The sequence below is a fragment of the Cellulomonas pakistanensis genome (genome assembly GCF_016862755.1).
Lineage (GTDB): Bacteria > Actinomycetota > Actinomycetes > Actinomycetales > Cellulomonadaceae > Cellulomonas > Cellulomonas pakistanensis.
Genome location: NZ_BONO01000049.1, coordinates 1 through 1,331, shown reverse-complemented (window position 1 = coordinate 1,331; position 1,331 = coordinate 1). Strand labels below are relative to the sequence as shown.

1 protein-coding gene is annotated in these 1,331 nt (G+C 73.9%); it reads left to right on the top strand.

Annotation, left to right across the window (positions count from 1 at the left end; genetic code table 11):
• Nucleotides 1-151 precede the first annotated feature (151 nt).
• Nucleotides 152-1,331, top strand: a 1,180-nt coding sequence (locus Cpa01nite_RS18365) for a SpoIID/LytB domain-containing protein (RefSeq protein WP_203670310.1), incomplete at its 3' end; no start/stop codon positions are given.

Genomic DNA, 1,331 nt, shown 5'->3' with positions numbered 1-1,331 from the left:
TCGCCCTCGCGGTCAAGCGCTTCCCCTCGTGAACCGAGAACGAGGGGGATGCGTGCGTCCGGCGATGCGGCGTACCGACGAGACGACGGGGTGCACGGGCATGGGGCGGGCGACGAGGACGGGGCGGGCGCTGACGGTCACGGTGGTGGCGGTGCTGACCACACTGCTGCTGCCGTTCGGCACGGGGCCGCTGGGCCCCGTCAGGGCCGAGGCCGCGACGGCGGACGCCCTCACGTTCACCGGGCACGGCTGGGGCCACGGGCGCGGTATGGGCCAGTACGGGTCGTACGGGTACGCGGTCGACCACGGGTGGACCTACCAGCAGATCCTCGACCACTACTACGGCGGCACCCGGCTCGCGGCGGACGCGGGCAACCCGGTCGTCGCCGTGCAGCTGACCAGGCTCGCGGGCAGGGACACCGTCGTGACGGGGTCCTCGCTGCAGGTGGACGGCGCATCGGCCGGGACCGCCGCCGTGCTGCTGCGCCGTGAGGCGGCCGGCACGTACACGGTGTACCGGGGGAGCGGGTGCGCGGGGCCGTGGACGGTCTGGAGCACCGGGAAGGCGTCCGGCGTCACGGTCTCGACCTCGGCGTCGGCCACGAGCCAGGCGAACCTGCTGCAGGTCTGCGAGGCCGGCAAGACGACGGGTTACCGTGGGACGCTGTCCGCGGTGACCTCCGGTGCCAACCAGACCACCGTCAACCGGGTCAGCATCGACGACTACCTCCGGAGCGTCGTGCCGGCCGAGAGCCCCGCCTCGTGGGGAACGGCCGGCGGCGGCCGGGGCATGCACGCCCTGCGGGCCCAGACGGTGGCGGCGCGCAGCTACGCGCTGTCCAGCGGGGCGACGACGATCTGCGACACCACGGCGTGCCAGGTGTACCGAGGGTCGTTCACGCAGCCGACGGGCGGGGCCGTCGTCTCGTCCGAGCACGCGACGACGAACCAGGCGATCGCCGACACCTCCGGGCAGGTGCGGCGCGCCGGCAACGGCGCCGTCTCCCGAACGGAGTTCAGCTCGTCGACCGGCGGCTGGACGGCGGGCGGCGTGTTCCCTGCCGTCGAGGACCTCGGGGACGCCACGCGCGGCAACCCGAACCACGACTGGACCGTCAGCGTGCCGCTCACGACCATCGCGTCCGCGCTCGGCACCGGCCCCGTGGCGGGCGTCACGGTCACGGCGCGCAACGGCCTGGGGGCCGATGGCGGACGGGTCCTGACAATGGTGGTCACGGCGACCGACGGCCGCCAGAGCTCGTTCACCGGGAACCAGGTCCGGGTCGCGCTCGGCCTCAAGAGCGACTGGTTCAGCGTCTCCGGGTTCACCC